The sequence below is a fragment of the Pseudomonas sp. N-1-13 genome (assembly GCF_057787095.1).
Genome location: NZ_JBYNRI010000001.1, coordinates 1,534,460 through 1,553,837, shown reverse-complemented (window position 1 = coordinate 1,553,837; position 19,378 = coordinate 1,534,460). Strand labels below are relative to the sequence as shown.

General features: G+C 61.4%; 17 protein-coding genes and 2 pseudogenes. 9 read left to right on the top strand and 10 right to left on the bottom strand.

Going from position 1 to position 19,378, the window contains the following annotated elements; genetic code table 11:
* The 6 genes from flgJ to AC3I65_RS07120 form a co-directional block, all read right to left on the bottom strand.
* A complete protein-coding gene (gene flgJ / locus AC3I65_RS07145) occupies positions 1-1,305 on the bottom strand; it encodes a flagellar assembly peptidoglycan hydrolase FlgJ (RefSeq protein ID WP_076385856.1) in 1,305 nt (434 codons plus the stop codon).
* A gap of 10 nt (positions 1,306-1,315) precedes the next feature.
* A complete protein-coding gene (locus AC3I65_RS07140) occupies positions 1,316-2,401 on the bottom strand; it encodes a flagellar basal body P-ring protein FlgI (protein WP_160892017.1) in 1,086 nt (361 codons plus the stop codon).
* A gap of 45 nt (positions 2,402-2,446) precedes the next feature.
* Positions 2,447-3,142, bottom strand: coding sequence for a flagellar basal body L-ring protein FlgH (gene flgH, locus AC3I65_RS07135; RefSeq protein WP_047226218.1), 696 nt, complete (start codon positions 3,140-3,142; stop codon positions 2,447-2,449).
* Positions 3,143-3,193: 51 nt separating this feature from the next.
* Positions 3,194-3,979, bottom strand: coding sequence for a flagellar basal-body rod protein FlgG (gene flgG / locus AC3I65_RS07130; protein ID WP_047226217.1), 786 nt, complete (start codon positions 3,977-3,979; stop codon positions 3,194-3,196).
* Between the two features lie 49 nt (positions 3,980-4,028).
* Positions 4,029-4,766: a flagellar basal body rod protein FlgF gene (locus AC3I65_RS07125; protein ID WP_047226216.1), complete on the bottom strand. Its 738-nt coding sequence runs from the start codon at positions 4,764-4,766 to the stop codon at positions 4,029-4,031.
* Between the two features lie 342 nt (positions 4,767-5,108).
* The gene (locus tag AC3I65_RS07120) at positions 5,109-6,668 is read right to left on the bottom strand and encodes a sigma-54-dependent transcriptional regulator (protein WP_076385858.1); all 1,560 of its coding nucleotides are present in this window, start codon (positions 6,666-6,668) and stop codon (positions 5,109-5,111) included.
* A gap of 338 nt (positions 6,669-7,006) precedes the next feature.
* Between AC3I65_RS07120 and phhA the strand changes: the two genes are divergently transcribed.
* From phhA to AC3I65_RS07105, 3 genes are all read left to right on the top strand, one after another.
* Positions 7,007-7,792: a phenylalanine 4-monooxygenase gene (gene phhA / locus AC3I65_RS07115; protein ID WP_047226214.1), complete on the top strand. Its 786-nt coding sequence runs from the start codon at positions 7,007-7,009 to the stop codon at positions 7,790-7,792.
* 99 nt (positions 7,793-7,891) lie between these two features.
* Positions 7,892-8,248: a 4a-hydroxytetrahydrobiopterin dehydratase gene (locus AC3I65_RS07110; RefSeq protein ID WP_003184087.1), complete on the top strand. Its 357-nt coding sequence runs from the start codon at positions 7,892-7,894 to the stop codon at positions 8,246-8,248.
* The gene (locus AC3I65_RS07105) at positions 8,248-9,441 is read left to right on the top strand and encodes an amino acid aminotransferase (RefSeq protein ID WP_419417378.1); all 1,194 of its coding nucleotides are present in this window, start codon (positions 8,248-8,250) and stop codon (positions 9,439-9,441) included. The genes AC3I65_RS07110 and AC3I65_RS07105 overlap by 1 nt, the downstream gene beginning before the upstream one ends.
* Positions 9,442-9,640: 199 nt before the next feature.
* On the opposite strand, the gene AC3I65_RS07100 is transcribed toward AC3I65_RS07105, so the two are convergent.
* Complete coding sequence (locus AC3I65_RS07100) at positions 9,641-10,210, bottom strand: NAD(P)H nitroreductase (RefSeq protein WP_076385862.1); 570 nt, start codon at positions 10,208-10,210, stop codon at positions 9,641-9,643.
* Between the two features lie 183 nt (positions 10,211-10,393).
* On the opposite strand from AC3I65_RS07100, the gene AC3I65_RS07095 reads away from it, so the two are divergent.
* Positions 10,394-11,848 (top strand): TrkH family potassium uptake protein, encoded by a 1,455-nt coding sequence (locus AC3I65_RS07095; protein ID WP_488523585.1) that lies wholly within the window; start codon positions 10,394-10,396, stop codon positions 11,846-11,848.
* On the opposite strand, the pseudogene AC3I65_RS07090 reads toward AC3I65_RS07095, so the two are convergent.
* Positions 11,805-12,861, bottom strand: a pseudogene (locus AC3I65_RS07090) (AraC family transcriptional regulator). The gene AC3I65_RS07095 and the pseudogene AC3I65_RS07090 sit on opposite strands and share 44 nt — an antisense overlap.
* Before the next feature lie 161 nt (positions 12,862-13,022).
* Between AC3I65_RS07090 and AC3I65_RS07085 the strand changes: the two are divergent.
* Positions 13,023-13,334: an Mpo1-like protein gene (locus AC3I65_RS07085; protein WP_488523584.1), complete on the top strand. Its 312-nt coding sequence runs from the start codon at positions 13,023-13,025 to the stop codon at positions 13,332-13,334.
* Positions 13,335-13,354: 20 nt separating this feature from the next.
* Positions 13,355-13,945, top strand: coding sequence for an HD domain-containing protein (locus AC3I65_RS07080; RefSeq protein ID WP_107322116.1), 591 nt, complete (start codon positions 13,355-13,357; stop codon positions 13,943-13,945).
* Between the two features lie 122 nt (positions 13,946-14,067).
* Here the strand turns inward: AC3I65_RS07080 and AC3I65_RS07075 are convergent, their stop codons facing one another.
* Positions 14,068-14,886 (bottom strand): UDP-2,3-diacylglucosamine diphosphatase, encoded by an 819-nt coding sequence (locus AC3I65_RS07075; RefSeq protein ID WP_047226208.1) that lies wholly within the window; start codon positions 14,884-14,886, stop codon positions 14,068-14,070.
* 134 nt (positions 14,887-15,020) lie between these two features.
* Here AC3I65_RS07075 and AC3I65_RS07070 point away from each other — a divergent pair, with 134 nt between their 5' ends.
* Together AC3I65_RS07070 and AC3I65_RS07065 are read left to right on the top strand one after the other, a co-directional pair.
* On the top strand, positions 15,021-15,770 hold the full coding sequence (locus AC3I65_RS07070; protein WP_488523583.1) for a helix-turn-helix transcriptional regulator: 750 nt from the start codon (positions 15,021-15,023) through the stop codon (positions 15,768-15,770).
* A 92-nt stretch (positions 15,771-15,862) separates the two neighbouring features.
* Positions 15,863-16,755 (top strand): annotated as a pseudogene (locus tag AC3I65_RS07065) (DMT family transporter).
* Here AC3I65_RS07065 and AC3I65_RS07060 read toward each other — a convergent pair.
* The gene (locus AC3I65_RS07060; RefSeq protein ID WP_047226205.1) at positions 16,749-17,036 is read right to left on the bottom strand and encodes an Rdx family protein; all 288 of its coding nucleotides are present in this window, start codon (positions 17,034-17,036) and stop codon (positions 16,749-16,751) included. The pseudogene AC3I65_RS07065 and the gene AC3I65_RS07060 overlap by 7 nt on opposite strands.
* A gap of 71 nt (positions 17,037-17,107) precedes the next feature.
* On the opposite strand from AC3I65_RS07060, the gene AC3I65_RS07055 reads away from it, so the two are divergent.
* Entirely contained in the window at positions 17,108-19,309 is a 2,202-nt protein-coding gene (locus tag AC3I65_RS07055; RefSeq protein WP_107322114.1) for a patatin-like phospholipase family protein, read from the top strand.
* Positions 19,310-19,378: the final 69 nt, after the last annotated feature.

Below are 19,378 nucleotides of genomic sequence, written 5' to 3'. Positions count from 1 at the left end.
TTATAAAGTCGTAGTGGCGCCAGCCGAAGCGTAGTTTTGGTAACTGGTCATCTGCCGGGCTATATTCGAAATCTTGCTGGCGTAGTTCGGGTCGGTGGCGTAACCGGCCTTCTGCAACTCACGCACAAACTGTTCCGGGTTATCGGCCGACTTCAGCACATCTTGATAGCGACTGTTGCTTTGCAGCAGATTGACCAGGTCATGGAAGCTGTCGCGATACGAAGCGTAGGAACGGAACTGGGCCGTCTCCTTGACCATCTCGCCATTGCGGAATTCGCTGGTGATCGCCCGCGCCGAATCGCCCGTCCAGTTCTTGCTGGCCTTGATACCGAACAGGTTGTGGCTGCTGCTGCCATCAGGCTGACGCATGACCGACTTGCCCCAGCCGGTTTCCAGGGCCGCCTGGGCCACCAGGTAACGAGGGTCCACGCCGATACGGTCCGCGGCTTCCTTGGCCATTGGCAGCATGGCATCGACGAACTCGTCAGCATCGCGGAAGGCCTTGCGGGCTGGCGCCAGGGGTGGCTGCGCCACGGCACGCCCGTACACCTGCATGGACTCGCTCGGCTCTGACGCCTTGAGCGCGGCCAGCCAGTCGCCATTGGCCAGTTCGCCGGTGGCAGGCTTGACGGCGGTGATGGCACGATCCGGCAAAATATTCTGCGCCTTGACGTCAGGCGCGACGGCAGCCGAAGGCACCAACCCGGCAAGCAGCCGATCGGCCAGTTTGGGCGGCAAGGCCAGGCGGCGCTGGTTGAGCAATTCCATGTCGTTGCGGTGAACGCCCTCGCCCACCCCTTGCGGCGCACTCACGGCCCGCGAAGCCCACAGCGGACGCTGGCCGTTGGAGCGCGACAATGGCCCGTCGGGCAACGTGCCGGCGGCAATGGGCGTCGGCACCGGGGCCTTGACGGCCTCGTCCAACGCTTGCTCCTGCTTGCCGGCCGACAGCGTTGCCGCCTCGCCTGACACCAGGGGTTTGTTCTTGGACATCTGGCGCAGCAGCACGTCGGCCAGGCCGATACCACCGCCCTCGCGAGACATGGAAACGGCCAACTGCTGGTCGTACATTTCCTGGTACTGCTTGGCTTCAGCGGTATTGAGCGGATTGTCCTTGCCCATCGACTCGGTCGCCGCACGCATGGACTTGAGCATTTCACCGATGAACAGCGACTCGAATTCCTGCGCCACTTTGCGCAGGTTGCCGTCACTGTTCTTGTCGCCGACCTTGAGCTGGTTCAGGCGATTGAGGTCCGAGTAGGAACCCGAATCCCCGCTGATCAAAGCGCCCTTGCGCATATCCATGGCTCGTTCCTTAAATCACGATCAGGTCGGCTTGCAACGCGCCGGCCTGCTTCAAGGCTTCGAGAATCGCCATCAAGTCGCCCGGCGCCGCGCCGACCTGGTTCACCGCCCGGACAATTTCATCCAGGGTAGTGCCCGGTCCGAACTTGAACATCGGCTTGGCTTCCTGCTCGGCATTGACCCGCGAACGGGGCACCACGGCGGTCTGGCCGTTGGACAAGGGTCCAGGCTGGCTGACGATCGGGTCTTCGGTAATGGTCACGGTCAGGCTGCCGTGGGTCACCGCGGCGGGTGAAACCTTGACGTTCTGGCCGATCACAATGGTGCCGGTGCGCGAGTTGATGATGACTTTCGCAACCGCCTGGCCCGGATCGACTTCGAGGTTCTCCAGGATCGACAAATAGTCGACCCGCTGACTCGGATCCAGAGGCGCGGTGACGCGCACCGAGCCGCCGTCGATGGCCTGTGCCACGCCAGGGCCGAGCATGTCATTGATCTTGTCAACGATGCGCTTGGCGGTCGTGAAGTCGTAACGGTTGAGGTTCAGAGTCAGGCTGTTGCCCTGGTTGAAACCGCTCGGCACCGCACGTTCCACCGACGCACCACCAGGAATGCGGCCAGCCGACGGAACGTTGACGGTGATCTTGGAACCGTCACGGCCTTCGGCGTCAAAGCCACCCACCACCAGGTTGCCCTGGGCGACGGCGTAGACGTTGCCGTCGATACCCTTGAGCGGCGTCAACAACAGGGTGCCGCCGCGCAGGCTCTTGGAGTTACCGATGGACGAAACAGTGATATCCACCTGCTGCCCGGGCTTGGCGAACGCCGGCAGGTCGGCACTGACCGACACCGCCGCCACGTTCTTCAACTGCACGTTGCCCGAACCCGCCGGCACCTTGATGCCGAACTGCGACAACATGTTGTTGAAGGTTTGCAGGGTGAACGGGGTCTGGGTGGTCTGGTCGCCCGTGCCATTGAGACCCACGACCAGGCCATAGCCGATCAACTGGTTGGAGCGCACGCCGGAAATGCTGGCGATGTCCTTCAGACGCTCGGCTTGAGCGGTGAAGGCCGCCGACATCAGCAGTGCCCCCATCAACAGCTGCTTGAGATTCAACCGCTTAAGATTCAACTGGGCCACCTAGAAAGGGAACTTCGGGCTGAGGAAGAAACGGTCGAACCAGCCTGGCTGACTCGCATCGGCAAAAGCACCGGTGCCCGAGTAGGTAATACGTGCATCGGCTACACGGGTCGACGAGACGGTGTTGTCGGTAGCGATATCATCGGCGCGAACCATGCCGGCGATGCGCACCAGCTCGTCACCGGTGTTGAGGGTCAGCCACTTCTCGCCCCGCACAACGATGATGCCATTGGGCAACACATCGGCGACGGTCACGGTGATCGAGCCGGTCAGGCTGTTGCTCTGTCCGGACTTGCTGTCGCCCTTGGTGGCCCGGTCGGAGCCATAACCGGCGTTGAGGCTCAGGTCCCCGCCACCGATGGGATTGTTGGTGGTCAGGCTGGAGCCGAACAACGACGTCAGGCCAACGCTGGTCTCGCTGGTCTTGTCGATCTGCGAGTTGGCGTTCTTGCTGGCCTGGGTCCGTTCGTTCAGGGTGATGGTGATGATGTCCCCAACCCGGAAAGCCTTACGGTCGCTATACAGGTTCTGCTCGAAGCCAGCCTGGTAGATCGAACCGTTGTTGGCAGCGGCCGGCAACGGCGTGCGCGGCAACACCGGAGCGTAGTACGGGTCATTGGCCTTGGGCGTTGGCGCGACACAGCCCGCGAGCGCAGTAACTCCACTCAGTGCCAGAACAGATACGAAGCGATTCATGACCCTACCTCTTGGTGTTGCAGGTGGCCTCAGGCCGCCCTATAGACGTGATTACAGATTCTGCGTAACGAACGAGAGCATCTGGTCGGCGGTGGAGATCACCTTGGAGTTCATCTCGTAGGCGCGCTGGGTGGTGATCATGTTGACCATCTCCTCCACGGTGCTCACGTTGGACGTTTCCAGGGTGTTCTGCAGCGTGGTACCGAAGCCGTTCAGGCCTGGCGTGCCGACTTGTGGCGCGCCGCTGGCCGCGGTTTCCAGGAACAGGTTGTTACCCACCGCTTGCAGGCCGGCCGGGTTGATGAAGTCGGCAGTCTGCAGGTTGCCGATCACCTGCGAAGCAGGGTTGCCCGCCACAGTGATGGACACGGTGCCGTCGCGGCCCACGGTGAACGTTTGGGCGTCGTTCGGGATGATGATCGCCGGTTCCAGGGCGAAACCGCTGGCGTTGACGATCTGGCCATTGGAATCGAGGTGGAACGTACCGTCACGGGTGTAGGACGTGGTGCCATCGGGCTGCAGGATCTGGAAGAAACCGCGACCGTCGATGGCCATGTCCAGCGGCTGCTCGGTGGTTTGCAGGCTACCGGCGGTGAAGTTTTTCTGGGTGCCGACGATGCGCACACCGGTACCCACTTGCAGGCCCGACGGCAATTCGCTGTCTTGGGTCGATTGGGCGCCTGGCTGGCGTTTGACCTGGTACAGCAGGTCCTGGAACTCGGCGCGATCACGCTTGAAACCCGTGGTCGACACGTTCGCCAGGTTGTTGGAAATAGTAGAAAGGTTGGTGTCCTGGGCGGACAGACCTGTTTTGGCAACCCAAAGAGCCGGAAGCATTCGATTCTCCTCGTACGCCTGTTTTTCGGCGCGACGCTGTAATTAATGATTAGATCTGCAAGACCCGAGCCATGGCTTCGTCGCCTTCTTTGGCGGTGTTCATCATCTTGACGTGAAGCTCGAACTGCTTGGCCAGGGCCAGCACCGAAGTCATCTCGTCCACGGCATTGACGTTGCTCGCTTCCTGGAAACCCGACACCAGTTGCACGTTGGCATCAATGACAGCCGGCTGGCCGTCCTTGGTGCGGATGGTGCCGTCCAGGCCCTTGGTCATGTTGCGAAGATCCGGGTTGACCAGCTTGATGCGGTCGACTTCAGCCATCACGCGCGGGCCTTCACCCATGGCGCGGATACTGATGGTGCCGTCCTGGCCGATTTCGATTTTCTGCTCTGGCGGCACGGCGATCGGACCACCGTTGCCCATCACCGGCATACCGTTGCCGGCCCGCAGCACGCCCAGGGCGTCAACGTTGAGGCTGCCGGTGCGCACGTAGCTTTCACCGCCTTCAGGGTTCTGCACAGCCATCCAGCCCGGCCCGCTGACTGCCACGTCGAGGTCGCGGCCGGTTTCCACCAGCGCGCCAGGGGTGAAGTCAGTGGCTGGACGCTCGGACATGGCAAATGCCCGCGCCGGAAAGCTGTCGCCAAACACCGGCATCGAACGAGCCTGCTCCAGGTCTTTCTGAAAACCGTTGGTGGAGATGTTCGCCAGGTTGTTGGCATGGGCCCGCTGCGCCAGTGCGTTCTGGCTGGCGCCGGTCATTGCCACATAAAGGTACTTGTCCACTGTCGTTCCTCTGCATGCCGGACGTTTGCCGTCCACTGCTGTACTGCTGAGCACTAAGCAATTTGCAGACCAACTTTTTTCTGGCGCCGTCGAGCCGCACAAACAAAGGGCTTCAGGGTTATTGAAGGGATTTGGGGAAATGTATCGAAGACGAAAAACCGGCGGTGTCATGCCGTTTGGTGGCAACGCTTGACCTTCTGGCAACGGCTACTGCCGTCATCGCGAGCAGGCTCGCTCCCACCATGGATCTTGGGTGCTCGCAGGATTTTGAACACTCGATACCCTGTGGGAGCGAACCTGCTCGCGATAGAAGTCCCACCAAACACAACAGGTAAGCAACTATTATGAGCCGGCCTTACCCACCTCATACTCACGCAACTTATTGGCAATGGTCGTATGGGAAACCCCCAGCCGCTTGCCCAGTTGCCGGCTGCTGGGGTGTTCGGAATACAGCCGCTCAAGCACGGCTTTCTCGAATCGCCCGACGATGTCGTCCAGCCCGCCCTCCAGGGAAAAGTCCCCCAGGGGCTGACGCACGCCGTAGTCCGGCAGACGGATATGCTCGGCTTTCACCGTTGCGCCATCACACAGGGAGACAGCCTGGAACAGCACGTTTTCCAGCTGCCGAACGTTGCCTGGCCAGTGGTAGTGGCTGAGACGGTCCATCGCCGCCGGGGCCAGTTTCGGTAGCGCACAGCCAATCTGCCGACTGGCCTGGTCAAGAAAATGCTCCACCAGCGGCATCAAGCCATCGAGGCATTCGCGCAGAGGCGGGATGTGCAGCGAAAGGACGTTCAAACGGTGGTACAGATCCTGACGAAATTCCCCTCGGGCGCAGAGCTCGGACAAATCCACCTGGGTCGCACAGATCACCCTGACATCCAGGTACACCTCTTCATCGCTGCCTACACGACGGAAGCAACCGTCCTGCAAAAAGCGCAGCAATTTCACTTGCAGGCGCGGGCTCATTTCCCCTACCCCGTCGAGGAACAACGTGCCTCCGGCGGTCAGCTCGAGCAACCCGAGCTTGCCTTCGGCCCGGGCCCCCTCGAAAGCACCCGGGCCGTAGCCGAACAGTTCGGTCTCGGCCATGGACTCGGGCAACCCCGCACAGTTGAGTGCCATCAACGGTGACTGCCCGCGCGGACTCGCCAGGTGACAGGCGCGAGCCAGCAACTCTTTGCCAGTGCCGGTTTCGCCTTCTATCAACAGCGGCGCATCCAGTGGCGCCATGCGCCGGGCTTCCCGGACGACCGCCGCCATCACCTTCGAACTCTGGAAAATGCTGTCGAAGCCGCGCAATTCCTGCTTGCGCACGTTATAAATGCGCTCGCCCACCCGGTCCGCCCGATGCAACGTCAGCACCGCACCGGCCATGGCCTCGCTGTCGTCGTGCTCCGATTGCAGTGGCGCGATGTCCGCCAGAAACACATCGCCCCTGACCTTTACCCGCAAGCCGTTGATGCGTGACTGATTGGCGCGCACCAGCTCCGGCAGGTCAAAATCCTCGGCGTACCGGGACAGTGGGATCCCCGGCACTTCATCCACCCGCACCCCGAGCAACTGCGCCGCCGCCCGGTTGGCGGCGACGATGGAACCGCCCATGTCGATGGACAGCACCGGAAACTCCAGGGCGCCGAGTAGCGCGTTGAGTTCCATGTGCCGACGTTCACTGGGCATCAACCCCACCCGTTTGACGCCGAAGACCCCGGCAATGCCTTCGAACTTCGGGCGAAGCGCCTGAAACTGGATGTTGATCAGATTCGGGCAGTGCAGATAAATCGCATTGCCGTGCTCACCGCCCACTTCCCCGCGGGCGACGTTGATACCGTACTCCACCAGCAGGTTGAGAATGTCCCGCAGGATGCCGATGCGGTTCTGGCAATGGACTTTGATGCGCATGAAAAGGCCCGATATCGATGTGTATGCAAGCATGGGAGAGCGGGCTGCTTGGCAGCCCAGCGGGAGCAAGCTCCCTCGCCACAAGTTTTTTTCTGCGTGGCAGCGCAAATAAACGTCAAGATTATGTGACAGTTGTAGGCCATTTCCCAGTCGAAAAACCCGACAATAGCGAAGAACAGCTGGAGCCGTAACGAAAACTTTACGAAACCACACCTTTATCGCGATACCCACTCTTGCCTGCCTGCTGCACACATCCCTGCTTCGGGTTATCTCTTATGCATCGCTGGACATAACAACAAACAAGCCGTCCCCCAGAGGGAAATCAGCAGGAGAGCAGCATGAAGCAGACGCAATACGTGGCCCGCGAGCCCGATGCGCAAGGTTTTATTCACTACACCGCCGAAGAACACGCGGTGTGGAACACGCTGATCACCCGCCAGCTCAAAGTCATCGAAGGCCGTGCGTGCCAGGAGTACCTGGACGGTATCGACAAGCTGGGCCTGCCCCACGACCGTATTCCGCAATTGGGTGAAATCAACAAGGTGTTGGGTGAAACCACCGGCTGGCAAGTGGCCCGGGTACCAGCGCTGATCCCCTTCCAGACCTTTTTTGAATTGCTCGCCAGCAAGCAGTTTCCCGTCGCGACGTTTATTCGTACCCGCGAAGAACTGGATTACCTGCAAGAGCCGGACATTTTCCACGAGATATTTGGCCACTGCCCGCTGCTGACCAACCCCTGGTTTGCAGAATTTACCCACACCTACGGCAAACTCGGCCTACAGGCTTCCAAGGAAGAACGCGTCTACCTGGCGCGCTTGTACTGGATGACCATTGAGTTCGGCCTGGTGCAAACCCCGCAAGGCCGACGCATCTACGGTGGCGGCATCCTGTCTTCGCCCAAGGAAACTGTTTACTGCCTGTCGGACGAGCCGGAGCATCAAGCCTTCGATCCGCTGGAAGCCATGCGCACGCCGTATCGCATCGACATCCTGCAGCCGGTGTATTTCGTGCTCCCCGAGCTCAAGCGCCTGTTCGACCTGGCCCACGAAGACATCATGGGCATGGTCAAGCGTGGTCGCGAACTGGGCCTGCACGCTCCGAAATTTCCGCCAAAAGCTGCGTGAACCGCGTCTTTTAATCTCAATTGAGTCTGTTGCACAACGCGGCTTTGCTTTAGCGTGAGTGCATCGACGTTTTTCAAATATTCGATCCGGGAACACACCATGAACACTCTGAACCAAGCCCATTGCGAAGCCTGCCGCGCCGACGCGCCACAAGTCAGCGACGAAGAACTGCCGGTACTGATCAAGCAGATCCCGGACTGGAACATCGAAGTGCGCGACGGCGTGATGCAGCTGGAAAAAGTCTTCCTGTTCAAGAATTTCAAGCACGCCCTGGCCTTCACCAACGCCGTTGGGGAAATCTCCGAGGCCGAAGGTCATCACCCGGGTCTGCTCACCGAATGGGGCAAAGTCACCGTGACCTGGTGGAGCCACTCCATCAAGGGCTTGCACCGCAACGACTTCATCATGGCCGCCCGCACCGATGACGTGGCCAAGACCGCCGAGGGCCGCAAGTAATGCATTTCGATGCCATCGGCCGGGTGCCCGGCGATCCGATCCTCGGCCTGATGGAGGCTTACGCGGCGGACAGCAATCCGGGCAAGTTCGACCTGGGCGTGGGCGTCTATAAAGACGCCCAAGGCCTGACGCCGATTCTTGCGGCAGTCAAACAGGCCGAGCAGCGCCTGGTGGACCGCCAGAGCACCAAGACCTACATCGGCGGTCATGGCGACGCCGCGTTCGGCCAGTTGATCAATGAACTGGTGCTGGGCGCCGACTCGACGCTGATCAAGGACAAACGCGCCGGTGCGACCCAGACGCCGGGCGGCACCGGCGCCCTGCGCCTGAGTGCCGACTTCATTGCCCAATGCCTGCCGGGCCGCGGCGTGTGGTTGAGCAACCCGACCTGGCCGATCCACGAAACCATCTTCGCCGCCGCCGGGGTCAAGGCCAGTCATTATCCCTACGTGGGCACCGACAATCGCCTGGATTTCGAAGCGATGCTGGCGACCCTGAGCCAGGCACCCAAGGGCGATGTGGTGTTGCTGCATGCCTGCTGCCATAACCCCACCGGCTTCGACTTGACCCAGGAACAATGGCGCCAGGTGCTGGAAGTGATGCGCAGCCGCAACCTGCTGCCGTTGATCGACTTCGCTTATCAAGGTTTCGGCGATGGGCTGGAGCAGGACGCCTGGGCCGTCCGGCTGTTTGCCCAGGCACTGCCTGAAGTTCTGATCACCAGTTCCTGTTCGAAGAACTTCGGCCTGTACCGCGACCGCACCGGTGCGCTGATCGTCTGCGCTGGCGATGCCGAAAAACTGGTGGATATCCGCAGCCAACTGGCGAACATCGCTCGCAACCTGTGGTCGACGCCGCCGGATCATGGCGCGGCGGTAGTGGCGACGATCCTGGGCAACCCGGACCTCAAAAGCCTGTGGGCCGACGAAGTGCAGACCATGCGCCTGCGCATTGCGCAGTTGCGCAGCGGCCTGCTGGAAGCGCTCGAACCCCACGGGTTGCGTGAGCGCTTCGCCCATATCGGCGTGCAACGGGGAATGTTTTCCTACACCGGCCTGACGCCGGAACAGGTCAGGCTCCTGCGCGAACGCCACAGCGTGTACATGGTCGGCACAGGCCGGGCCAACGTGGCAGGCATCGACGCCACGCGCCTGGATTTGCTGGCTGAGGCTATTGCTGACGTGTGCAAGTAACCAGCCTTTGAATAGCTGAACACATCCCCTTGTGGCGAGGGGATTTATCCCCGCTGGGCTGCGCAGCAGCCCTTAAATCCGTCACCTCGGAGAGTCAGGTTGCCTTGTATCGAAGGTTTTGGGGCTGCTACGCAGCCCAACGGGGATTTATCCCCTCACCACAGATAAGTCCTTTTCACCACAGAAGCTGCGCCAGACGCTAGACCTGCGGGCCCGTCCACTCCCGGACAAACTGCCCGACGTCTTCCTTCGGCGCCGTGCGTGCTTCTTTCTGCGGTGTGCCCAGGTAGAGAAAACCGATCACCTCTTCACCGTCCTCAAGACCAAGCCCCTTGGCGACATGAGGTGAATACGCCAGCTCACCCGTACGCCAGACTCCGCCCACCCCTTGGGCGTAAGCCGCCAACAGGATTGCGTGGGCTGCGCAGGCGGCCGCCAGCATTTGTTCGGACTTGGGGATTTTGAAATGGTCCTGCAACCGTGCAATCACCACCACGACCAGCGGTGCGCGCAGCGGGCCGTTGAGCGCCTTCTCCACGACGGCTTCGGCTACCAGCGGATCATTGAACCGCGCCGCTTCGGCCAGGAGCTCGCCCATGCGATGACGCGCCTGCCCTTCGACCGTCAGAAATCGCCATGGCCGCAACTGGCCATGATCCGGAGCCCGCATCGCCGCGGCGAACATGACCTCGCGCTGTTCGGCGGTAGGCGCCGGGTCCACCAGGCGCGGGACGGAAACACGGTTGAGCAAAGCGTCGAGAGCCTGCATCGGCCACCTCCTGAAAAAATGTCCAGCTATTCTAGTGGCTTGTACGGCGAGTTCGTTAGCTCAAATTCCGCAACCAGAAGTCCATTGCGCAGGCCACTGGCCTCACGCGCCACCGGGTGCCGGTTTACATGCCGCTTGTCGCGGGTAGAATGACGCCCTTCCCTTTCAGCCCGAGCGGACTTCATGGCGTTGCCGACCCTACGGATCATTGGTTTCATCATCGGCATCTTCCTGATCACCCTGGCGATCTTCATGGTCGTGCCCATGGCCACCTTGCTGATCTTCGAGCGCACCAACGACCTGCCGTCGTTCCTCTGGTCGAGCATGATCACTTTTGTCGCCGGCCTGGCCCTGGTCCTTCCCGGCCGCCCGGAGCACGTGCATCTGCGGCCCAGGGACATGTACCTGCTGACCGTCAGCAGTTGGCTGGTGGTGTGTATCTTTGCCGCGTTGCCCTTCCTGCTGACCCAGCACATCAGCTACACCGACTCGTTCTTCGAAAGCATGTCCGGGATCACCGCCACCGGCGCCACGGTCCTGAGCGGCCTGGATAACATGTCCCCCGGCATCCTGATGTGGCGGTCGTTGTTGCACTGGCTCGGCGGGATCGGCTTCATTGCGATGGCGGTGGCGATCCTGCCGCTGTTGCGCATCGGTGGTATGCGGCTGTTCCAGACCGAATCCTCCGACCGCTCGGAGAAAGTCATGCCTCGCTCCCACATGGTGGCGCGGCTGATCGTGGCGTCCTATGTGGGCATCACCATTCTCGGCACCCTCGCACTGTGGTGGGCAGGGATGAGCCTGTTCGATGCCATCAACCATGCGATGTCGGCGATCTCCACCGGCGGGTTCTCGACGTCGGACAAATCCCTGGCCAAATGGACCGAACCGGCGGTGCATTGGGTCACTATCGTCATCATGATCCTCGGCAGCCTGCCGTTTGCCTTGTACGTCTCGACACTGCGGGGCAATCGCCGGGCGCTGATCAAGGACCAACAGGTCCAAGGCCTGCTGGCGGTGCTGCTGGTGACCTGGGTGGTACTGGGCACCTGGTATTGGGCGACAACCGACCTGCACTGGCTGGAGGCCCTGCGGCACGTGGCGTTGAACGTGACGTCGATCGTCACCACCACAGGCTTCGCGCTGGGAGACTACAGCCTGTGGGGCAATTTCTCGCTGATGTTGTTCTTCTACCTGGGTTTCGTCGGCGGCTGTTCCGGTTCGACGGCCGGCGGGATCAAGATCTTCCGCTTCCAGGTTGCCTACATCCTGCTCAGGGCCAACCTCAAGCAATTGATCCACCCGCGCGCGGTGATCAAGCAGAAATACAACGGCCACCGCCTCGACGAAGAAATCGTACGCTCGATTCTCACCTTCTCGTTCTTCTTCGCCATCACCATCTGCGTGATCGCCCTGCTGCTCTCGCTATTGGGCGTGGAATGGATGACCGCCCTGACCGGCGCGGCCAGCACCGTGTCCGGCGTCGGCCCGGGACTGGGAGAGACCATCGGCCCGGCCGGCAACTTTGCGCCGCTGCCGGATGCGGCCAAGTGGATTCTGTCGGCTGGCATGCTGCTGGGCCGACTGGAGATCATCACCGTGTTCGTGCTGTGTATCCCGGCGTTCTGGCGTCACTGACCGGCCTGGCCGTTTGACCGCGCCCGGTATTCGCCGGGCGTCGTGTCGAACCAGCGTCGAAAGGCCCGGAAAAAATTGCTCGGGTCGGCGAAGCCCAGCAGATAGGCGATTTCCAACAGGGTCAGGGCCGGCTGCGCCAGATACTGTTCGGCCAGTTCGCGGCGGGTGTCATCGAGCAGGCTCTGGAAAGTGGTGCCCTCTTCCTGCAAGCGTCGCTGCAAGGTGCGCTGGGACAGGTGCAGCGTCTGCGCCACCACGTCACGCTTAGGCTCGCCCCGTGGCAGCAGCCGGCACAACACTTGCCGGGTCTGGTGGGTCACGCGGCTTTCGGAAAAACGCGCCAGGTATTCACCGGCAAACCGGTCGTGGAGCTGCGCCATGGCCTCGTTGGCGGTGGGTAACGGTGCTTCCATGTCACTACGTTCGAAGATCAACGCGTCGTAAGGTGCGCCGAACATCAGTGGCGCGGGAAACGCCTGTTGATAAGGCGCCAGATCAACCGGTTCGGCGCCCTGGAACAGCACCTTCATCGGGTGCAAGGTGCGTCCGGTCAACCAGTTGCACATGGCCAGTGCACAGGCCAGGGAAGCCTCGGCACTCTGGCGGGTGGGCGGGAGATGGTCGCCATGCACTGTCAGAACCAACCCGTAGCCCCCCTCCATCTGACGAAAGCTCAGGTCGGCGCTTTCAGCGATGATCCGCTGATAACGCACGAGCCGCTGGAAACCCTCGACCAGCGTGCGGCTGGACATCAAGGCATACCCGACCACGTGAAACGACGCCGGGCGCACCACTTTACCCATGTTCAAAGCGATGGCCGGGTTGCCCGACAACTCCACGGCGCGTTGCCAGAGTCGGGTCATCGAATCCTGGGGGAAACGTGCATCTGGATCTTCCAGCGCGTCATAGTCCAGCCCCAGCTGTTTGAACAGCATCCGACAATCCAGGCCGTCCATTTCCAGTGCCTTGACAATCCCCATCGCCCAGCTTGAAGAAGTCGTTCGTTCGCTCATGACGTTTTACTTGCATGACGAGCCGCAGGGTACGGCTGGATTTGCGAAGGATACTAAAGTGGCGCCCATTGTCACTGGTCGTTGCAAGTGATCGCTCTAGACTTCAATCAAACCGTTGGTCGCCCAGAACCAACAGAACAATAACCACAGAGCCCGCAGTCGTGGAAAACACCAGACGCTTCAATACGTTCGCTGAGTTCTATCCCTATTACCTCAGCGAACACAGCAACAGCACCTGCCGGCGCTTGCACTTTATCGGCACCTCTCTGGTCATCCTGATTGTTGCCCTGGCTCTGATCGTCGGCAACGGCTGGTGGCTGATCGTCTTGCCCATTGCCGGCTACGGCTTTGCCTGGGTCGGGCATTTCTTCTTTGAAAAGAACCGTCCCGCCACGTTCCAGCACCCGTTCTACAGCCTGCTCGGCGATTTCGTCATGTACCGCGACATACTGCGGGGCAAAGTTGCGTTCTAGCCACTCTCAAAGGACTGCCCATGAACTCCCACGCGCGCTTTACCCACATGAAGGACGGTACTGAGGAAGACTGGGCAATCATCGCTGCCGACTTCAGCGCCTATGCCCGGCAATTACCGGGTCGAATCCTGACCCATTTGAAGTTGCTGGACGGCGACTTCGGCGGTTTTCCGGTGGATCGCCTGACCCATTCCCTGCAAACCGCCACCCGCGCCTATCGTGACGGACGGGACGAGGAATATGTGATCTGCGCCTTGCTTCACGACATCGGCGACACCTTGGGCAGCTACAACCACCCGGACATTGCCGCCGCCATCCTCAAGCCGTTCGTCAGCGCCGAAAACCTGTGGATGGTGGAGAAACACGGGATATTCCAGGGCTATTACTTCTTCCATCACCTGGGCATGGACCGGCACCTGCGCGAGCAATTCAAAGCGCATCCCCAATACCAGGCGACCATTGATTTCTGCGCCCGATACGACGCCGCGGCGTTCGATGCCGAGTACGACACCCTGCCGTTGAGTTTCTTCGAGCCAATGCTGGAAAGGCTGTTTGCCGCACCGAAGCAGTCGATCTACAAGGCGGCGATGGCTGAACAGGCTCAAGCCTGACTGATTGCTGGGATCGCTATGCGGTCCATCGCGGGCAAGCCTGCTCCCACAGCTGGTGCTTGCTCTCGCAGGCTGTGAATACCTGTGGGAGCAAGGCTTGCCCGCGATGGCGTCAGATCGGCTCACGCCGGTTCGGTGACTTTCAACTCAGCCCGGATCAACGCCTCCCGCGCCTGGGCATCGGCCAACCGATACAACTCGATCGAGCCGTCCCAATGCTCGATCAGCGCCGTGCACGACTCGACCCAATCGCCACAATTGAGATACTCCACCTCGCCCACCCTGCGCATCTCGGCATGGTGGATGTGTCCGCACACCACACCGTGCAGTTCACGCTTCACACATTCATGGGCGATGGCTTCTTCGAAGTCGCTGATGAAGCTGACCGCCGTCTTGACCTTGTGCTTGAGGTACGCCGACAACGACCAGTAACCGTAGCCATAACGGGCCCGCCAATGGTTGAGCCAGCGGTTCAGGGTCAGGGTGAACTCGTAGGCCGAATCGCCAAGGAATGCCAGCCAACGGTGGTACCGGGTGATGACATCGAACTGATCGCCATGGATCACCAGCAAATGCCGGCCGTCCGCGGTGACGTGCACCGCTTCGTCCACCAATTGGATATTGCCCAGGATCAGCTTCGAATATCGCCGCAGAAATTCGTCATGGTTACCGGTGACGTAGATCACCTCGGTGCCGCGCTTGCTCATGGTCAGCAAGCGGCGAATGACGTTGGTGTGAGCCTGTGGCCAGTACATGCCGCCGCGCAGCTTCCAGCCGTCGATGATGTCACCCACCAGGTAGATCTTGTCGGTATGGTAGCCCTTGAGAAACTGCGACAAATGCTCGGCCTGGCAGTCCCGGGTGCCCAGGTGCACATCGGAAATCCATAAGGTGCGAACACGCTGTTTGCGGCTGGGTCTGGCGAGCTCGGCGCTGGTCATGGGCAACCCTCTGATCGTTTTAGCCACTGTGCCTCCCTGCGGTTAATACCCCATGACAAATACAAGTCCGTTACATGACAGCGCGAAGCAGCGTGGCCTCGGTGTATGCTGACGGCCTGCCCCGGGAGACCGCGATGAGACCGACCCTGACGCTACGCCATTACAGCCACGACCTGATTGTCCACAGCCACGACCACGCCCAACTGGTGTTCGGGTTGTCCGGGCTGTTGGATTTCGAGGTCGAAGGTTGTGGCAGCCAGGTCGTGCAGCAGAGTTTCGTGGTGATACCCGCCGGTGCCCATCACGCCTGCGGCAGCCCCCGTGGCAGCCGTTGCCTGGTGCTGGATGTGACGAGCGATGACTGGATCGGGCAAGCCTTGGGTGATCACGCCGACGCCAGCCGCCGATTGCTCGACAATGCCGCGCGCAGGCCCCTGGATGCGGGGCAAAGCCAGTTGGTCAGTTGGCTGGCGGGCAGCCCGGTGGACGACCCGGTGATCGCCCAACAAGGGGCCGTGCTGCTCCTGGCCAGCCTCAATGGCACTGGCCAGGACATCGTCGGCGGCCGGCGCCTGCCCTATGCGGCGCTCAACGCCCACATTGACCAGTACGCCGCCTATCCGCTGCAAGTGGCGGACCTGGCCCAGGTCGCCGGGCTCTCCAGTGCCCGCTTGCATGCACGCTTCGTCGCCGAATGCGGGCAAACCCCGATGGACTACATCCGCAGTCGCCGTCTACACAAGGCGGTGGACCTGCTGCGTGATTCGCAACTGCCCATCGGTGAAATCGCCCACCGGGTCGGTTATAGCTCGCAAAGCGCCTTTGCCGCCGCAGTGCTGCGCGAATTCGGCGCCTCACCGGGCAAGCTGCGGCGCCAGCGCTAGCTTCGCGCTAAAAAACGCGAGGATCGCGACAGACATGAACGGCCGGTAGCGGGTTCAATACCCAGACGCTCAACCGTTGGACAAGGATCGCAATGACTCCCCGTACCGCCCTCGGCGCCCTGCACATCGGCGCACTCATGTTTGGCCTGACCGGTGTGTTCGGCAAACTCGCCGCCGCCTCGCCAGCGGTCATCGTGTTCGGCCGTGCCGTATTCGCCGTGCTGGCCCTGGCGTTTTTTGCCCGTTTCGCCAGCAGCACCCGCTGGCACAAGCTCCACGCACAGGACCTTCGACGCCTGCTGCTGGGCGGCCTATTGCTCGCCGGACACTGGGTGAGCTTCTTCATATCGGTCAAAGTCGCCGGTGTGGCAATCGCCACGTTGGGCTTTACCAGCTTCCCGGCCTTCACGGTGCTGCTCGAAGGATTGATTTTCCGCGAGCGGATCCGTGCCAATGAAATCCTGTTGGTGGCAATGGTAAGCATCGGCCTGGTGCTGGTCACACCGCACTTCGACCTGGCCAGCGGCGCCACCACCGGCCTGCTGTGGGCCGTGCTTTCGGGGTTGCTGTTCTCGCTGCTTTCTCTGGTCAACCGCGCCGGTTCCACACGGGTGCCGCCGGTACAGGCCGCTTTGTGCCAAAACCTGGTGGTCGGCTTTTGCCTGTTGCCAATGGCAGCGCCGCAACTGATTGACGTGCGCCCTGTCGACTGGCTGTGGATCGCCCTGCTGGGGGTGTTCTGCACCGGCCTGGCCCATAGCCTGTTTGTCGCCAGCCTGGCGGTGATCAAGGCCCGCACGGCGGCGGTGGTGTTTGCCATGGAACCGGTCTACGGCATCACCATCGCCTGGTTGCTATTCGATGAAAACCCGACGTTGCGCATGCTGCTGGGTGGCGCGCTGATCATCGTCGCGATCGTGATGTCGAGCCAACTCAGTGGCGGCACAAAGAAACCGGGTGAAGCGCCCAAGCCGCGTCTCACTGAACCCGGTCGTTGTGGCCCAGGTCCCGTTCCGGGTCGATCCGGTCGCGGACCCGCTGCTTGAGAACCTTGGCCTCGGGAAAACCACCATCGGCCTTGCGTTCCCAGATCTGCGTGCCGTCGCAACTGATATGAAACACCCCACCGGTGCCCGGCACCAACGACACCTTGCCCAAGTCGTCGCTAAACGTGCTGAGCAGTTCCTGAGCCAGCCAGGCGGCGCGCAGCAGCCACTGACATTGGGTGCAATAGGTGATGACGACTTCCGGCTTGTGCTCGGTCATTGCGGGTGAACTCCTGGGGGCAAAGGCATCGCTATAATACCTGCCTTTGATTGCCCGCCCCGAGATTGACGATGCGCCGCCTGCTGCCTTGCCTGCTTCTGCTACTGCTGCCCCTGCTCGGCCATGCCAACGAGCCCGCCGTCGAGGCGCCGCGTCCGAAAATCGGCCTGGTACTGTCCGGCGGCGCCGCCCGGGGCCTGGCCCACATCGGGGTGCTCAAGGCCCTGGAGGAGCAAGGCATCCAGATCGACGCTATCGCGGGCACCAGCATGGGCGCAGTGATCGGTGGACTGTATGCCTCAGGTTACAAAATCGACGAGTTGGAAAAACTCGCCCTGGGCATCGACTGGCAACAGGCCCTGTCCGACGCTCCGCCGCGCAAGGACGTACCGTTCCGGCGCAAGCAGGACGATCGGGACTTTCTGGTGAAACAGAAACTCAGCTTTCGTGATGACGGCAGCCTCGGCCTGCCCTTGGGCGTTATCCAGGGGCAGAACCTGGCCCTGCTGCTTGAAAGCCTGCTGGCCCACGCCAGCGACACCCGGGACTTCGACAAACTGCCAATCCCTTTCCGCGCCGTGGCGACCGACATCGCCAGTGGCGAGAAGGTGGTGTTTCGCAAGGGCCACCTGCCCAAGGTCATCCGCGCCAGCATGTCGATCCCGGCGGTATTCGCGCCGGTGGAACTGGACGGCCGGTTGCTGGTGGATGGCGGCATGACCGACAACATCCCGCTGGATGTGGCCCGGGAAATGGGCGTGGACAGGGCCATCGTGGTGGACATCGGCACCCCGCTGAGCACCCGCAAGCAATTGGTCACCGTGATCGACGTCCTGAACCAGTCGACCACCCTGATGACCCGGCGCAACTCAGAAGAACAATTGGCAACGCTCAGAGAAGACGATGTGCTGATCCAGCCGGCGCTGGCGAGCTTCGGCGCCACAGACTTCGGCCGCGCCCAGGAAATGATCGACGCCGGTTACCGTGCCACCCAAATACTCGAGGCCCGCCTGGCGCACCTGCGCCCCACGGAGCCGGCCGACCCCGAGCTCATGGCGGCGCGTACCCCAAGCGAGCGCACGCCGGTCATCACCGCCATTCGCGTGGAGAACGACTCCAAAGTCGGTGACGACGTGATTCGCTATTACGTTCGCCAGCAAGTCGGCGAGCCGCTGGACCTGGGTCGTTTGCAGACCGACATGGGCACGTTGTACGGGCTGGATTACTTCGAGCAGGTGCAATACCGCGTAGTGCACAAGGCCCCGGACCATACGCTGGTCATCAGTGCCCGGGGCAAACGCACCGGCACCGATTACCTGCGGCTGGGGTTGAGCCTGTCGGACGACATGCGCGGCGACAGCGCTTTCAACCTCGGCGCCAGCTATCGGGTCAATGGCATCAATCGCCTGGGCGCCGAGTGGCTGACCCGGGCACAGATTGGCGACAAGCAGGAGCTGTACAGCGAGTTCTACCAGCCGCTGGATGTCGGCTCGCGCTACTTCATCGCACCCTACGGGCAATTCGAATCCCGCAACGTCGAGTCCATCCTGGACAACGACCCGGTGGCCCAGTACCGCGTCGAACGTTATGGCTTTGGCCTGAACCTGGGCCGGCAGATTGGCAACAGCGGCGAAATCCGTTTCGGTGTCGGCCAAGCCTGGGGCGAGGCAGATGTACGCATTGGCGATCACGACCAGCCCAGCGAAAGTTTCAATGAAGGCTTCTACGACCTGAAGTATTCATTCGACTCCTTCGACAATGTGTACTTCCCCCATGAAGGCGAAGACATCGGCCTGACCTGGCGCCAGTATGAGCCGGGATTGGGTTCCGACCAGCGTTACCGCCAATGGGAACTCAATCTGGACAAGGCGCTGAGCCACGGCCCGGACACCTTCATCCTCGGTGGGCGTTACGGGCGTACCCTGGACACCGCTGAAGTGGTGACTTCAAGCTTTGTACTCGGTGGTGCGCGGCAACTGTCGGGCTTTCGCCAAGACGGCATCTCCGGGCAGAACATAAGCCTGATGCGCGCTGTGTATTACCGAAGGCTCACACCGCGAGCCTACCTGCCGCTGGATTTCCCGCTGTACATCGGCGGCTCCCTGGAACGCGGCCGGGCGTGGAACAACGACAATGAGTTCGACAGCGGCTACATCAATGCCGCCAGTATTTTCCTGGGGTTTGATACGCCGTTGGGGCCACTGAATTTCAGCTATGGGTTTAACGATGATGATGAGCGGGCGGTGTATCTGAATCTGGGGCAGACGTTTTGATGGCCCTGTATCCGCAGCAGCCCCCACATTGGTTTCGTGTCGTTCGCGGGCTTGGCGTTCACCGCAAAT

Coding starts and splice junctions, on each gene's coding strand:
- flgG (WP_047226217.1), bottom strand. CDS start 3,979: ATGCTTCCGGCTCTTTGGGTTGCCAAAACAGGTCTGTCCGCCCAGGAC.
- AC3I65_RS07070 (WP_488523583.1), top strand. CDS start 15,021: ATGAGACCGACCCTGACGCTACGCCATTACAGCCACGACCTGATTGTC.
- AC3I65_RS07080 (WP_107322116.1), top strand. CDS start 13,355: ATGAACTCCCACGCGCGCTTTACCCACATGAAGGACGGTACTGAGGAA.
- AC3I65_RS07140 (WP_160892017.1), bottom strand. CDS start 2,401: ATGGGGGCACTGCTGATGTCGGCGGCCTTCACCGCTCAAGCCGAGCGT.
- AC3I65_RS07055 (WP_107322114.1), top strand. CDS start 17,108: ATGCGCCGCCTGCTGCCTTGCCTGCTTCTGCTACTGCTGCCCCTGCTC.
- AC3I65_RS07075 (WP_047226208.1), bottom strand. CDS start 14,886: ATGACCAGCGCCGAGCTCGCCAGACCCAGCCGCAAACAGCGTGTTCGC.
- AC3I65_RS07095 (WP_488523585.1), top strand. CDS start 10,394: ATGGCGTTGCCGACCCTACGGATCATTGGTTTCATCATCGGCATCTTC.
- flgJ (WP_076385856.1), bottom strand. CDS start 1,305: ATGGATATGCGCAAGGGCGCTTTGATCAGCGGGGATTCGGGTTCCTAC.
- flgH (WP_047226218.1), bottom strand. CDS start 3,142: ATGAATCGCTTCGTATCTGTTCTGGCACTGAGTGGAGTTACTGCGCTC.
- AC3I65_RS07120 (WP_076385858.1), bottom strand. CDS start 6,668: ATGCGCATCAAAGTCCATTGCCAGAACCGCATCGGCATCCTGCGGGAC.
- phhA (WP_047226214.1), top strand. CDS start 7,007: ATGAAGCAGACGCAATACGTGGCCCGCGAGCCCGATGCGCAAGGTTTT.
- AC3I65_RS07100 (WP_076385862.1), bottom strand. CDS start 10,210: ATGCAGGCTCTCGACGCTTTGCTCAACCGTGTTTCCGTCCCGCGCCTG.
- AC3I65_RS07110 (WP_003184087.1), top strand. CDS start 7,892: ATGAACACTCTGAACCAAGCCCATTGCGAAGCCTGCCGCGCCGACGCG.
- AC3I65_RS07060 (WP_047226205.1), bottom strand. CDS start 17,036: ATGACCGAGCACAAGCCGGAAGTCGTCATCACCTATTGCACCCAATGT.
- AC3I65_RS07105 (WP_419417378.1), top strand. CDS start 8,248: ATGCATTTCGATGCCATCGGCCGGGTGCCCGGCGATCCGATCCTCGGC.